Source organism: Chromatiales bacterium, assembly GCA_014323925.1.
Classification (GTDB): domain Bacteria; phylum Pseudomonadota; class Gammaproteobacteria; order Poriferisulfidales; family Oxydemutatoraceae; genus SP5GCR1.
The window spans coordinates 1-13,553 of record JACONC010000016.1; the positions used below are offsets into that span (position 1 = coordinate 1).

10 protein-coding genes are annotated in these 13,553 nt (G+C 42.3%); 5 read left to right on the top strand and 5 right to left on the bottom strand.

Annotated features, from left to right (window positions below; genetic code table 11):
- Positions 1-209 precede the first annotated feature (209 nt).
- Positions 210-1,127, top strand: coding sequence for a UDP-3-O-acyl-N-acetylglucosamine deacetylase (locus GDA45_06690; protein MBC6414549.1), 918 nt, complete (start codon positions 210-212; stop codon positions 1,125-1,127).
- Positions 1,128-1,163: 36 nt separating this feature from the next.
- Here the strand turns inward: GDA45_06690 and GDA45_06695 are convergent, their stop codons facing one another.
- Entirely contained in the window at positions 1,164-1,517 is a 354-nt protein-coding gene (locus tag GDA45_06695; protein ID MBC6414550.1) for a DUF721 domain-containing protein, read from the bottom strand.
- A 215-nt stretch (positions 1,518-1,732) separates the two neighbouring features.
- Here GDA45_06695 and secA point away from each other — a divergent pair, with 215 nt between their 5' ends.
- The 4 genes from secA (at position 1,733) to GDA45_06715 (ending at position 8,632) form a co-directional block, all read left to right on the top strand.
- Positions 1,733-4,477, top strand: a complete 2,745-nt coding sequence (gene secA / locus GDA45_06700; GenBank protein MBC6414551.1) for a preprotein translocase subunit SecA — start codon at positions 1,733-1,735, stop codon at positions 4,475-4,477.
- A complete protein-coding gene (gene argJ / locus GDA45_06705; protein MBC6414552.1) occupies positions 4,461-5,666 on the top strand; it encodes a bifunctional glutamate N-acetyltransferase/amino-acid acetyltransferase ArgJ in 1,206 nt (401 codons plus the stop codon). Before secA ends, argJ begins: the two co-directional genes overlap by 17 nt.
- On the top strand, positions 5,647-6,612 hold the full coding sequence (locus GDA45_06710) for a Nudix family hydrolase (GenBank protein ID MBC6414553.1): 966 nt from the start codon (positions 5,647-5,649) through the stop codon (positions 6,610-6,612). The genes argJ and GDA45_06710 overlap by 20 nt, the downstream gene beginning before the upstream one ends.
- A 103-nt stretch (positions 6,613-6,715) precedes the next feature.
- Positions 6,716-8,632 carry an ATP-binding cassette domain-containing protein gene (locus GDA45_06715; GenBank protein ID MBC6414554.1) on the top strand — a complete coding sequence of 639 codons (1,917 nt, stop codon included), beginning with the start codon at positions 6,716-6,718 and terminating at the stop codon, positions 8,630-8,632.
- Positions 8,633-8,639: 7 nt separating this feature from the next.
- Here GDA45_06715 and GDA45_06720 read toward each other — a convergent pair whose 3' ends face one another.
- The 4 genes from GDA45_06720 to GDA45_06735 are packed head-to-tail and all read right to left on the bottom strand — an operon-like array spanning position 8,640 to position 13,377.
- Entirely contained in the window at positions 8,640-8,870 is a 231-nt protein-coding gene (locus tag GDA45_06720) for a hypothetical protein (GenBank protein ID MBC6414555.1), read from the bottom strand.
- Positions 8,871-8,885: 15 nt separating this feature from the next.
- Complete coding sequence (locus GDA45_06725; GenBank protein ID MBC6414556.1) at positions 8,886-9,824, bottom strand: dimethyl sulfoxide reductase anchor subunit; 939 nt, start codon at positions 9,822-9,824, stop codon at positions 8,886-8,888.
- An 11-nt stretch (positions 9,825-9,835) separates the two neighbouring features.
- Complete coding sequence (locus GDA45_06730; GenBank protein MBC6414557.1) at positions 9,836-10,549, bottom strand: 4Fe-4S dicluster domain-containing protein; 714 nt, start codon at positions 10,547-10,549, stop codon at positions 9,836-9,838.
- Positions 10,546-13,377 (bottom strand): molybdopterin oxidoreductase family protein, encoded by a 2,832-nt coding sequence (locus GDA45_06735; protein ID MBC6414558.1) that lies wholly within the window; start codon positions 13,375-13,377, stop codon positions 10,546-10,548. The genes GDA45_06730 and GDA45_06735 overlap by 4 nt, the downstream gene beginning before the upstream one ends.
- Positions 13,378-13,553: the final 176 nt, after the last annotated feature.

Here is a 13,553-nt window from a genome sequence, read left to right on the forward strand (position 1 = left end):
GTAATCTCCTTAGTTAGGTTTTTATGAAAATAAAGAGATTATACAATTACTTACATATCCTCACTTATCAAATTCTGTGACTAAAACTTTCTAGTGCCTATAGTGCCAGAAACATTTGATTTCACAATAATTTATGGTATTATTGTTCGCACTATATAATCTAATTTAAAATAATTTACGTTAAGTAGAAAAGATAAAGTGATATTTCCTTGATAAAGCAAAGAACATTAAAGAACTCTATTGAAGCAGTAGGAATAGGTCTTCACACTGGTAAGAAAATAAAATTGGCATTGCACTCAGCGCCGGCTAATACGGGCATTGTATTTCGCCGCGTTGACTTAAAAGAAATTGCTGAGATTCCAGCACACGCGCGCAATGTGACGGACACTCGGCTTTCAACGACTTTGGGTATAGATAATACGCATATCTCTACGGTTGAACATTTACTGGCTGCTATCGCAGGTTTAGGCATAGATAATTTGTATGTTGATGTAGATGCCCCTGAGGTACCGATTATGGACGGTAGCGCAGGTCCTTTCGTATTTTTGTTACAGTCCGGTGGTATAGAAGAGCAAAATGCACCCAAAAAGTCTATACGCATAAAAAAAGAAATTAAAATAGAGGATGAAGATAGATGGATATGTTTAAAACCTCATGAAGGGTTTAAGATTGCGTTTACTATTGATTTTGACCACCCAGTATTTCAGTCTCGTGAGCAGCGGGTTGAAATAGACTTTAGTGATACTTCTTTCGTAGCTAGTGTAAGTCGCTCTAGAACCTTCGGTTTTCTTCGCGACTACGAGAAATTACGTGAACGGGGATTGGTTTTAGGTGGCAGTTTGGAGAATGCTATCGTCGTAGGCGAACATCGTATCATGAATGAGGATGGACTGCGCTCGGAAGATGAATGTGTAAAGCATAAAATACTTGATATCATCGGAGATTTATATCTGCTTGGACACGGCTTAATCGGCTGCTGCGAGGGTTATAAGTCTGGACACGAGTTGAACAATCGTTTACTAATTAAGCTACTTGAGGATGTTGAAGCATGGGAAGAGATTTCTCTTCAAGATGCTTACGCTACCGTTCCTCCTATTATTTATCCCTTGACTGACGATTATGCTTAAGTAATTATTTCGACCTTGTCGCCTACAGCAGAGAGTTTAGTCTTTTGATAGTATTCTAGAGACCTTAATACGCACTTTCCTAATGCTGGGTGGTAAGTCAGTGCTAAATTCTTCTTTCAGTTGCGTCAATATCTCGCGCTGATGACAGCGCATATAAATAGCATGGTGAGGGTAATCAGTAATCAGAACGATATGGTCTTTTTCATAGCCGCCTACCCAGCAGTGTGCCGCTATTTCCTGCGGTAGTCTACTGTGGACACTAGCACTCATAGCCGCAAGCAACTCAACCTTGCCGAGTAAATCGGGGTTAATTAAATCGCAGAGTTTTTTCATGTCAATCTGTTTATCCTTATAAAAGATTAAGTTTACTGTAAAATGTTCGTTATGCACAATATACCCGTAACTTATAGCATACCTGTTGCCCGCAATAGTGTATCTGATCCACTCCTACAACTTAGTGGTATATTGGATTGCGCTATCTTACTGAGGTTCTACAGCAAACCGTATGGGCTACTGCAACATGCGTCACATTATTGCAGAGTCCTACTCACGCTCTAGTGACTTAGTATCGCGAGTATTAAAAATCAATAAAATATATTTTTGTAATGTTCCAACTTATTAGCAATCTTCTGCCATCCAGAAACGACCGCCTGCTCAAAAAATATTGGAAAGTCGTTAATGAAATCAATGCTTTAGAAGAGCAATACAAAGGTATAGACGATAGTGAGTTACTCTCTAAAAAGGATCAACTCAAAGCACATTTGTCGCAAGGTCAAAGCCTCAATAGTCTTTTGCCTGAGGCTTTTGCTGCGGTTAGAGAGGCAGCGTCGCGGGCATTGAATATGAGACACTTTGATGTTCAGTTAATTGGCGGCATGGTTTTACACGACGGCAAGATAGCCGAGATGCGTACTGGTGAAGGTAAAACCTTCGTTGCGCCCTTAGCTGCTTACTTGAATGCGCTTACCGAACAAAGCGTGCATATTGTCACGGTCAATGATTATTTGGCTCGTCGGGATTCCGAATGGATGGGTTCGGTATATAAAAAGCTAGGGCTTAGCGTGGGCGTAGTAGTTTCAGGGCAGTCACATGAAGAGCGAGTTGCTGCATATCAAGCTGATATCACTTACGGTACAAATAACGAGTTCGGCTTTGATTATTTACGCGACAACATGGTATACGAAGCATCTCGAAGAGTTCAGCGTGGACATTACTTTGCCGTTGTTGACGAGGTTGACTCTATACTGATAGACGAGGCGCGCACACCATTGATTATATCTGGTCCTACTGATGAGAGTTCCGATGTTTATTATCAAGTTGATAAGTTGGTGCAGCGCCTTAAGCCTAGTTTAGGCAGCTCTGGGGAGGGCGATTATACGGTTGACGAAAAATCTCGTGTAGCACTGCTGACTGAGACCGGGCATCAGCATATAGAAGAAGCTTTGATAAAAGCAGGGTTGTTGAGAGAAGATCAAAGTCTTTATGATCTTAATAATGTTAATTTATTGCACCATGTGGGCGCTTCACTTAGAGCACATAGCCTATTTAAGAAAAATGTTGACTACTTAGTACGCAATGGTAAAGTTTTAATTGTTGACGAGTTTACTGGTCGCGTGATGGCTGGGCGCCGCTGGGGCGATGGTTTGCATCAAGCGGTAGAAGCCAAAGAGGGTGTGCGTATAGAACGAGAAAACCAAACGCTTGCATCGATTACTTTTCAGAATTATTTTCGCTTGTATCAGAAACTCAGCGGTATGACTGGCACTGCCGACACCGAAGCACAGGAGTTTCAAGACATATACGGTTTAGAAGTTGCTGTTATCCCAACTCATGTATCTATGGTTCGTGAAGACGAACCTGATGCAGTCTACATGTCAGAGCGAGAGAAATTTGAAGCGATATTGGCAGATATACACTCAAGCGTTGAAATCGGACAACCCACCCTAATCGGTACGGCATCCATTGCAGTCTCCGAACATTTGTCGAAGATGATGACCAAAGCCAAAATAAAACACCAAGTGCTCAATGCTAAACACCACGAAGCTGAATCAAAAATTATTGCTCAAGCCGGCCGTCCTCGAGCTGTGACTATTGCTACCAATATGGCCGGGCGTGGCACCGATATTGTATTGGGTGGGTCGCTTGAGGCAGAGCTTGCAGAAGCTGACGAAAGCAAGCATGAGGCGATACGAGATGATTGGCAAGTGCGCCATCAACAGGTGTTAGAATCAGGTGGTTTGCGAGTGATTGGCACCGAACGCCACGAATCAAGACGCGTTGACAACCAGCTACGCGGTCGTTCAGGTCGTCAAGGTGACCCTGGATCTAGCCGCTTTTATTTGTCTTTGGATGATAGTCTAATGCGCATTTTCGCCGGTGATAAAGTTCAATCCTTAATAGAGAAACTGGGTATGCAGGAAAGTGAAGCGATAGAACATCCGTGGATGAATAGGGCGATAGAGAATGCTCAACGTAAAGTGGAATCGCATAACTTTGATATACGCAAGAACTTACTGGAATACGACGATGTAGCGAATGAACAACGACAAGTTGTTTACAAACAAAGAAACGAGTTGATGGAAACCGAACAAGTCCATGAGCAAATTGTTGATATACTAAGTGAGGTAGGTGAATCAGTTGTCGAGCGATATGTACCTGACGGACATTTGGAAGAGCGATGGGATGTGCAAGCTCTTGAGCAGAACCTTGCTAAAGAGTTTGGCTTGCAGTTGGCGCTCAATGACTGGGTCTCCAAGCAAGCTGATATTTCAGCTTCAGCTATACGCGAGAAAGTATGTGATGCAATGCACGAAACATACCAAGCAAAAGAGGATATTTTTGGCAACGAGGCTTTATATAGAATAGAAGTTGTTTTTATGATGAGAGTTTTAGATAATCACTGGAAGGAACATTTAGCTAATATGGATCATTTGCGTCAAGGCATTGGTTTGCGTAGTTTTGCTCAAAAAAACCCTAAACAAGAGTATAAAAGAGAAGCGTTTAGAATGTTCGAGCTGATGCTAGATACTGTTCGTTACAACCTTGCTTCAGCACTAATGAGATTAGTTAAAGAACCGGAATTCCAGTTAACACAGGCTAGCGAAAGAAATGCAATTGATTATCGGCATAAACAACCGAAGAGCATTTTGTCGCCGCCATTATCAGCACCTGATACTAGATTGAAGTCCGATTCACCACCTGATGTTATGCAGCGGCAGCCGCAACCAGGCGGACAATCGTTCAAACCCAGTACGGTGCGACGCACGCATAAAAAGCTTGGTCGCAACGAACCTTGTTTTTGTGGGTCTGGGAAAAAATATAAGCACTGTTGCTATGGAAAAGCAAAATAAGCCGATACCCATTAAAGGCATATCCATCGCTACGGCAGCTTGTGGCATACGCTATCGCGGGCGAGACGATCTGGTATTGATGGAATTGTCCGAACAGACTACTACCGCCGCATGCTTTACGCGTAATGCGCTTAAGGGTGCGCCGGTAATATTGGCTGAACAACACTTACGCACGACACAGCCACGCTATCTGCTTATCAATGCAGGTAATGCGAATGTAGGATTAGGCCTAGCCGGCATTGCCGATGCCGAAGCATGTTGTGTAAAAGTTGCCGATTTAGCTGGTGTAGATACTCAACAAGTTTTGCCTTTTTCGACCGGACTGATAAGTGAACGCTTACCGCTTTCTAAAATGATATCTGCTATTCCATACTTGTTCGAAGATCTGACATCAGATCATTGGTTAACTGCGGCGCAAGCAATTATGACTACCGATACTATTGCTAAATGGTTTAGTGTGAAAGTACCACTTGGTAGTGAGAAAATTTCTATCACCGGTATTGCTAAAGGCTCAGGAATGATTTGTCCTAATATGGCGACTATGCTTGCTTATATTGCAACCGATATAAAAATTGATCAACAAACGACCCAACAGTTGTTGTCGGATGCCGTGGCAATCTCATTTAACTGCATTACGGTCGATGGAGATACTTCGACCAATGATGCCTGTGTATTGCTTGCCAGTGGAGCATCTGAAATAGACTGGGATTTGCTCTCTGCCAATCAAAGAGCTACTTTTATTGAAGCATTGCAAACAGTGATGCAAGAACTGGCAAAAATGATTATCCGGGATGCTGAAGGTGCCGGACATTTTATAGAAATACGGGTAGAGCAAGCGTGCTCTTATGAAGAGGCAAAGCAAGTCGCCTATACGATTGCGCATTCACCATTAGTCAAAACGGCCTTTGCTGCTGCTGATCCAAACTGGGGTAGGATTATCGCTGCGATTGGGCGTAGCGGATTAGAAGAACTAGATATGAATAAGGTCAGCTGTTTCATAGGAAGTCACCGCTTGTATCATTGCGGTGCAGTAGATCCTAACTACGACGAAGAGGTTGTCAAAACAGCTATGATGCAAACCGAAGTCGGTTTACGGGTATTGCTTGGCAGAGGCACCGAAAGAGCCTGTCTATGGACCTCTGATTTAACCGAAGACTATGTGAGAATTAATGCCGGCTACCGCAGTTGAATCAACGGCACCTATTGCGGTTGTACTAGGCGTTGTTTTACGAGAAGGTAGGGTGCTGGTTGGTTGGCGAGATAGCAAACTGCATCAGGGCAATTGTTGGGAGTTCCCAGGCGGTAAAGTTAAAGCAACCGAAACGCGATTCCAAACTCTGCTACGTGAATTGCACGAAGAGGTTGGTATCACAATCAAAAAAAAAAGTGTTGAACCACTCATTGCGTTTGAATGGCGTTACGATGCGCAAAGATATTTTTTCAGCGTATATCTGATAAAAGATTATAGTGGTGAACTTAAACTCGATTTTTATAGCCGCCTAAAGTGGCAAGCTCTAGAAACTCTTAAAGAGAGCGATTTCCCACCAGCTAATCGTGCGATTATAAAATCGTTGTTATTGCCGAATCGTTATTTAGTAACTCCCGTAGGGCTCGATCTTGCGGCCATAGAAAAAGGTCTTACAGTAGCGTTTCAATCAGGTATATCTATGGCTGTTTTTCGTGCACCTAAACTGGATAATAAAACTTATATAGATAGTGCACGTAGATTGCTGTTGCAGAATCCGGTTTTCAATACTGGATTATTGATACACAACCATCCGACACAAGTTCATGAACTCAATGCCGCAGGCGTGCAACTTAGTGCCGAGCACGCCAAAAAATACTGTTCTCGTCCAGTATCAAAAGAAGTGCTACTTGCTGTTTCTTGTCATAGCCGACTGGAATTAGAACATGCTTGCCGCATAGATGCCGATTTTGCCTTGCTTGGACCTATTAAAATAACCCCTAGCCATCTAGACGATTCTGTTTTAGGGTGGACTACTTTTAAGATACTTGCCGAATCCGCCCCAATGCCGGTCTATGCAATAGGAGGACTCGAAATTGGCGACTTAGCGAAATACCGGGCATATGGCGCACAAGGTATTGCCGCGATTCGTGGGTTCTGGCCTTTATGAATATCGTCTGTAATTGTAGCGACATACTATACAGCATATATACTTTCAGAAGAAGTATAGTACAATTTCTCATCATAACTTCAATAAACATGGTGATTTAATTTTGATTTATGCAGTAATTCAAACGATTCAGCTATTAGGGCGCCGCGTGCTAATCAAGATTAGCTGGCTCGCCGGTGGTTTGATTTTTTCTGGTCTATTTCAGATATTACCGCTGATACTTATCCTGCCGATGATACGCATAATAGCTCGGCCTAGCAAGCAAGTACAGGGGGTGCCTAGAGCAATGAGACGGTTGCTTCCGGAGGATACAGTAAATACTTTGGATCAGCTTATAGTATCGACAGATACCAAAACATTAATAATATCGGTTGTAGCCATAGCAGTATCACTATTCGGAATACAAGCTTTAATAACCGGCTATACAAAAAGATACCTAGCTAACTTTCTAATACAACAGCAATATATATTGGCTAACAAATTATTTAATAACTACGTTCAAAAAGATGTATTTAGCTATAGTAATCCGCTTAAGGCGATAGATCTTGGTTGCAGTGCTTTAGCCAAAATTTTGGGCGGCACTATAGAATCTCTTTTCAATATTGTGATGTTCTCTATGTTAGCTTTTATTTTGATTTTTATATACCCCTTGCCTGGTTCAGCTACCGTCTCTGTTACTATTTTAGCTACGCTATCAATGGCTTTCATCATCCAGCCTAGGATGAATCGTGTGCTTCTAGAGTTGCGACTATCTGTGGGTCAAGCAGGGCGAGCATTAGCCGAGAATATGAAGGCCATTAAAGAAATAAAATTGATGGGCAGAGAGCGTCACTTCTTAAATAATTACTTAGAAGGCCAAGTTAACAAGCAAGCGCAAGAAAAATTGAAGGAGAGATATAACACTATAATGAATGTGATATCAATAATTATAAAATATGCAGGACTCGCAGCCGGAATGGTATTGGCTATATACACTCTTCCAAAAGAGGCTTTATCAGGTTTTGCAATGATTTTTATAATGCTTTCAATGAGAATGGTTGCGTATGCAAATGCAACAATTGTCAAAACTAAAACAGTTTATGAATCATCTGCGGAATTGGGTCTATATTATAATACTATGCTGAAATATGATACAGAACAAACAACTGCTAGCAGATCCGAGATAGTACTTAATGAAAGCATAAAGTTTGAGGATATATACTTCAGACACACAGATGATAAATTTGATGAAGACGAAGAAGATTACGAAGCTATAGCATTATTACAAAAAGAGGAGAAAAAAGAGGAAGAGAAACTTCCATTTATATTGGAAGGTTTAGACTTTCAGATAAAAAAAGGACAGTTTGTCGGATTGATAGGACGAAATGGCTCAGGGAAGAGCACAATACTTGACTTGCTCTCTGGTTTGTTTGTTCCTACAGAAGGTAGAATATTGATAGACGGAAAACAGCTTCAAGTATCAGATAGAAAGCATTGGCGTAAGCAAATCAGCTATGTTATTCAAAACCCCTACATGGTTTCTAATACTATTTTCTATAATGTAACATTGGGATTGCCAGAGGAAGAAGTAGATAAACAATTGTTGGAAAGAGCTCTGGAGCTGTCTATGCTAGATCAAATAGTTAAACAATTACCTAAAGGTATGGACACACAGGTCGGTGTAACAGGGACAAAAATATCGGGAGGACAAGCACAACGTATAGCACTGGCTCGGGCATTTTATCAAAATCGTCCATTATTGCTTTTGGACGAAGCTACTCGTGCCATTGATTCAGCAACCGAAGTAGAAATTATGAATAAAATTTCATCTATGCGAGGTGACAAGACTCTTATAGCAGTAACCCACCGAGTACAATCGCTTAGACAATGCGATATCATTTTTGTCGTAGACAATAAAAAAATAACTGCAGCAGGTGACTATGAAACTTTATGTAAGAACAACCAGCTATTTAGATTGTTTGCTTTGGGGATGGAATCAAAGAAGAAGAAGAGGGAAGTGAAAATTCCTTCTGTTGCTTGATAAAGACTTATTTTTCCCATTCTTTTAATACCGGTGGTGTTCTTTTTTCACTCAGTTTGGCTTCGGCTTCTTGCTGATTATCGGCAAAAATTATTCTAGCGGTATCTGTATCGCTAGTTAAGTTTGCGCGTATTTTTCTAACCTGGTTTTTTGCTTCCTTGAAAGAGGTATAACAATCTAATTTTTCTATTTTACTTTCCTCCGGTTGTTTACTAATTTTATATATAAAATAAGGCATATAGCTTTATGACTGTCAAGCATTAGCTGTGCCGTGGTATAGATTGACCACATGGCGCGCTTCAGCAAAAAATAACCAACGTTCGATTAAGACACCTATTAGAGAAGATAGCAGGGCAATGAGTATTAAAGGTATTGGAGTGCCTATTTTTAGGATTGTGCCAATCAACAGCAATGCTGGCAACACAAAAGCCATAACAAAAACTGCTACGCGTAACAACAAACTTCTGTTTTTTGTGATGACATAACCAAACTCATCAGTTAAGAAGGTTCCAGAGGTATGTCCTACATCCAACAGTCGTACCGCACCGCGTGTGAAACCGGTTGCGGTAGCAATGGTTGAACCTTGGGGAGTACCAAGCCAGGTGTAATAAATAAGTTTCGATATTGCAGATATTATTATAAGCGTTAAGGAAAGGACTAAAATAGTATCAGCAAAGGTATCCGTTTCATTCAGTGTTGCCGACATTAGCAGACTTCCGGTCATCAGGGATAGCAGAATATAATTTAGCGGCGTCATTGCATTATTCCATTGTGGAATAGTTTTTAGACAAGCATAAATCATACCTGTCGAAAAAACCGTAGCCATTGCTAAGACCAGGGTAAACAGGCAGGCAATGACCCATAAAGCATACGCTTGCTCGGCAACACCTAACCACCAACCAAGCATCCACAGCGATACAACAGGGAAGAACGCAATTGCCATGACTGCTTCTCGCGCTAGCCACGATGTTTTGAAACGGCTGAATGCTCGCCAGGCATTCTTGGGATTTGCTAAGTGCAGGGTAGAAGAAAATAAACCTAAAATAATCAATATCAAACCCATAGCACACATTATTACAAATGGCTTAGCGTCGAGGGTTCCAAATAAGGAATAAAGCGATAGTATAGCGAACAAACCGAATCCTGCGCCAGAGGCTGTGGTAAAGAATATAATTGACAGCGCCGGATGCATCGTTTGTATGTTTAATAATCTATTGTTCGGTTAATCCAGTGTTTGATCTTGCCGACTAATCCTTCGTCGTCGCTATTCTCTGAAGTTATTTTTGAGTACTGTGGTGTTGGTTTAACTTCGCGCGGCGGTAAATATCTATTAACCGGATTATAATTGAGTTCGGGCATGAGTTGTGTTCCACCGCGTTGTCGGATGATTTTGGATACTTCCGATTCGGCATCGTCAAAGTCGCCGAAAAAACGAGCATGCGTAGGACAGGTGAGAACACAAGCCGGTTGGCGTTCTGCTTCGTCCAATTCAGTGTCGTAAATGCGGTCTATGCAAAGCGTACATTTTTTCATAACGCCATCTTCTCGATCTAACTCGCGTGCGCCGTAAGGGCACGCCCAAGCACAGTAATTGCAACCCATACATTTCTCTTGATCAACTAAAACGATACCGTCCTCTGGTCGTTTATACGAAGCACCTGTGGGGCAGACGGTAACACAATCAGCATCTTCACAGTGCATGCACGACATCGGAAAGTGAACTGTTTTGCTGTCTGGATAATCACCGACTTCGTAGTTACGAATGCGGTTAAACCATACGCCCGATGGATCCTTCCCGTACGGATTATAGTCGGTGAGTGGCCCGGTTGTTCCAGAGGTGTTCCACTGTTTACAGGCAACCGCACAAGCATTGCATCCTACGCAAGTATCTAAATCTATTACTAAGCCTAGCTTCACTTGAACCCTCTTGTAATGATATCTTTGAATGTGCGTGTTAGGTGTACCGCCTTATGCGATTGATAACGCAATAACTTATCCAATGAATGTTTCCCAGATTCCACTCGTGTCTCGAATATAGGTTGTATACCTGCAACATCTCCATTTGCAGGATAGATTTTTACACGTAAATCGTACCACGCCGCTTGTCCGGTAATTGGATCAGCATTAGCAACGGAGCGGTTATATAAATCATGTGGAAGTAGTTCGTCAATTAGATGGTTTAACAAAAATCCCTCGTTAGCTTCGTTAGCATTTTTGGAGAGTCCCCAAGTGCCTTGGGCTTTGCCTATTGCGTTCCAAGTCCATACGGTGTCTTCTTGTACGCCCTCCATTAGTTTTACTTGCACGCGCATTTTAGAATTACGTGACTCTATCCATACCCAAGATAAATCTTTAATACCCATTTTTTCAGCACGCTTTCTATTCATATAGAGAAAGTTTTTTGCAATAATTTGCCTGAGCCACGGGTTTTGCGAGTCCCAAGAGTGGTACATCATCATAGGACGTTGAGTGATAGCGTAAAAAGGGTAATCTTTTTGATTATATACTTTTGGCGTTTGCTCAAGGGGTGTGTAGTGAAATGGCAGAGGATCACAGAACATCTTGATGCGTTCTCGATCATTTTGTTGCGGCGGCTGTGGTCCCTCGTAGCTACCCATCGCTGCTAAGCGAAATTTTTGTAAAGTCTCGGAATAGAGTTCTATCACTATAGGTTCGGCACTACCGTTGAAGCCAGCCTCTTTAGCAAACTCTAAATAGTCTTTATTGGCAAAACGATAAAAGCGCATGTGCTCAGGTAGTTCGTAATGTAAAAAGCATTTATTTTCTATATAGCTTTCCCATTGTTTAGGATTGGGTTCACCACGCAGATGCTTGCTGCCATCGCTCCCACGCCAACCTGCTAAAAATCCGATACCAGGTGCTTTCTCAAAATTTACTATGAAATCTTTATAGTCTACATATTTAGCAGTACCGTCCTCATTGATGAATGCGGGGAATTTTAAGCGGGTAGCGAGTTCGACCATGACTTCTTGCCAAGGTCTTACATCGCGATCCAGCTCCAATACTGGCGCACGGATGGAGTCGCAGATTGCATCCGGATCAGAGATAGGCCTATCCAATAGAGAAATAGTATCGTAGCGTTCTAAGTAAGTGGTATCAGGCAAAACCAAATCGGCATACTGAACTATTTCCGAGTTAAAGGCGTCAATGACGACTAGGAACGGAATTTTATATTCTCCGTCAACATTCTTAGCTTTTAGCATGTTCTGTATCTTGGCAACATTCATCGCCGAATTCCAACTCATATTTGCCATAAATAACATCAAGGTGTCTATCGTATAAGGGTCGCCGTTTACCGCGTTAGTTATCACACTATGCATCAAACCGTGATTGGCTAATGGTGCTTCCCACGAATACGCTTTGTCTATACGCAGAGGCTGACCTTTCTCATCAATAACTAAATCCTCTGGACATGTAGGAAAGCCTAGTGGAGGCGCCGACAAAGGTTTCTCGGCAACACTTCGTTGGGCGGGTTTTAATGGTGGCGGAATATGTTTGGGATAAGGGGGCTTGGCACGATGCGCACCAGGGCAATCAACGGCACCAAGCAAAATTTGCAATAAATGAATCGCCCTACAGGTTTGAAAACCGTTTGAATGTGCTGATATGCCACGCATTGCATGCATAGACACTGGTCGCCCGATAAAACGATCATGATGCCGGCCGGCACTATCAACCCACTGGCAAGGTATTTCTATGGTTTCTTCAAAGGCTATATGTGCCATCTCAAGGGCTAGACGTTCTATCGTATCAGGCTTAACACCACACACGGCAGATGCTTGGCGGGGGGCGTATTTTTCGTCCAGATATCGCTCTGAAAGAGCTGTGAATACGGTTTTTAATTTAATGTTGTCTTTGCCTTGATAGTCACCGAATAACGCAGGTTGTGTGCCGCTAATTGCAGCCGATGTAAGGGTCCCATGCTTCAAATCCCATATATAGGGTTTGCCTTCTCTATCGCGGTATATCAAACCATCGTCACAACCACCCGGATTGTTAATCAGTAAATAGGGCGCATTGGTATAACGGGCCAGAAATTCCCAATCAAATAGTTTGTTCTTTAACAACACATGCACCATAGATAAGGCAAGCATCGCATCACTACCTGGGATGATTGCAATCCATTCGTCGGCAATCGCCTGATAGCCTGTACGCACTGGGTTGATAGCGACGAATTTACTACCTTGCCTCTTGAGTTTTTCTAAACCGATTTTAATAGGGTTAGAGGAATGATCTTCGGCAACCCCCCAAAGCATAAAATATTTAGTCCGCTGCCAATCGGGCTCACCGAATTCCCAAAATGAATAACCCATTGTATAAAGACCGCCGGCTGCCATGTTAACCGAACAAAAACCACCGTGAGCTGCCCAGTTGACAGTGCCGAATTGTTGTGCCCATAATCCCGTTAATGCTTGCATCTGATCTCGCCCAGTGAAATAAGCAAGCTTTTTGGGGTCAGTCTTCCTAATTTTATCTAGTCGCTCAACCAGTATGTCCAATGCCTGTTGCCAGGAGATCTCTTCAAATTCACTATCACCACGCTCGGCATTTGATTTGCGTAACATAGGTTTCTTTAGCTTGGCAGGAGAGTACTGTTTCATAATACCCGCGTTACCTTTTGCGCATAATACACCGCGGTTGACCGGATGATCTTGGGTGCCTTGGATGAAACGAATTTTATTGTTTTCCAGTGTTACCTTGATACCGCAACGGCAGGCACACATGTAGCAGGTAGTATGCTTTATTTCTTGCTCGGCGTGATTTTCAAAATAAGGTAGGGTGCCGTCGGCATTATTTTCTGTAGCTACTTTAGTAGGCAAAGATTTTCTCCCGTTGAATAATTATCTAAAGCAATGGATTTTACCATTAGCAGTAATGAAAGCAAAACCGCCCTCTGTGC

What these genes read in the sequence shown, in the direction of transcription:
- argJ (MBC6414552.1), top strand. Translation starts at nt 4,461, where the DNA reads ATGGAAAAGCAAAATAAGCCGATACCCATTAAAGGCATATCCATCGCT.
- GDA45_06735 (MBC6414558.1), bottom strand. Translation starts at nt 13,377, where the DNA reads ATGTGTGCCTGCCGTTGCGGTATCAAGGTAACACTGGAAAACAATAAA.
- GDA45_06720 (MBC6414555.1), bottom strand. Translation starts at nt 8,870, where the DNA reads ATGCCTTATTTTATATATAAAATTAGTAAACAACCGGAGGAAAGTAAA.
- GDA45_06725 (MBC6414556.1), bottom strand. Translation starts at nt 9,824, where the DNA reads ATGCATCCGGCGCTGTCAATTATATTCTTTACCACAGCCTCTGGCGCA.
- GDA45_06710 (MBC6414553.1), top strand. Translation starts at nt 5,647, where the DNA reads ATGCCGGCTACCGCAGTTGAATCAACGGCACCTATTGCGGTTGTACTA.
- secA (MBC6414551.1), top strand. Translation starts at nt 1,733, where the DNA reads ATGTTCCAACTTATTAGCAATCTTCTGCCATCCAGAAACGACCGCCTG.